The sequence below is a fragment of the Rhodococcus sp. no. 34 genome (assembly GCF_054589475.1).
The window spans coordinates 467,940-468,752 of record NZ_BAAILK010000046.1; the positions used below are offsets into that span (position 1 = coordinate 467,940).

Genomic DNA, 813 nt, shown 5'->3' on the forward strand with positions numbered 1-813 from the left:
AGATCCCAGGCCGTGTCCGCGGTAGCGGCTCCGGCCCACTCCCCGACCACCTGTGAGTAAGTGGCCGCCGCGCCGCGATGGGCCTGCCAGAAACCGGTCGCGGCCAGCGCCCATTCTCGACTGCCGACGCGCTCCGTCACTGTGTCCGATCCGATGGCAACTCGGGTCTTTCGCGGGCCGCCGCTTGCCGCTCGGCGTGCCATCGCGCCGCGTCGCCCGGGCGTCCGCCGTCCCGTCTTGGACACCGCGGGTGCCGCGATTTCCACGACGTGCCGCTCGCCCGCAGCGTCGAGAACGACCTGCAGCTCGCTACCTGGCGCCCACTGCGCACCGCCGAGACCGTCGTACGCGCTCTGATCGATCTGGGTGCACCGCAGGTCTGTGACGATCCGGTTGCTGCGGTACGCGTGGTATCCGGCGACACCGTGCCCGTCCACCGCCAACCGGACTCGCGTGCGCCAACCCGTTCCGCCTCCGGTTCCGGGCAGTTCCTCTACCTCGACGTCCGATTCGACACGAGCCAGTCGCAGAAGCTGCTCCCGCACGACCGAGGTCTTCATCTCACGTTGGACGCTCAGATCCGCATGCGAGTAGTCGCAGCAGCCCGCCCCGCCCGGGCCGGAGATCGGGCATGTCGGATCGATCCGATGCGGAGAAGCGTCGAGAACGGTGATCGCGTCGGCGCGGCAGAACGATCCGCCCTTGTCCTCGGTCACCCGGACCAGCGCCCGCTCCCCCGGCAAACCGTGACGGACGAACACGACCCGCCCCTCGTGCCGGGCGACGACGAACCCGCCGTGACCGGGGTTGCCC

1 protein-coding gene is annotated in these 813 nt (G+C 70.2%); it reads right to left on the reverse strand.

Annotated elements, in window-relative coordinates:
* Positions 1 to 813, reverse strand: an 813-nt coding sequence (locus tag ACYP01_RS23315) for a TRAM domain-containing protein (protein ID WP_459683049.1), incomplete at both ends; no start/stop codon positions are given.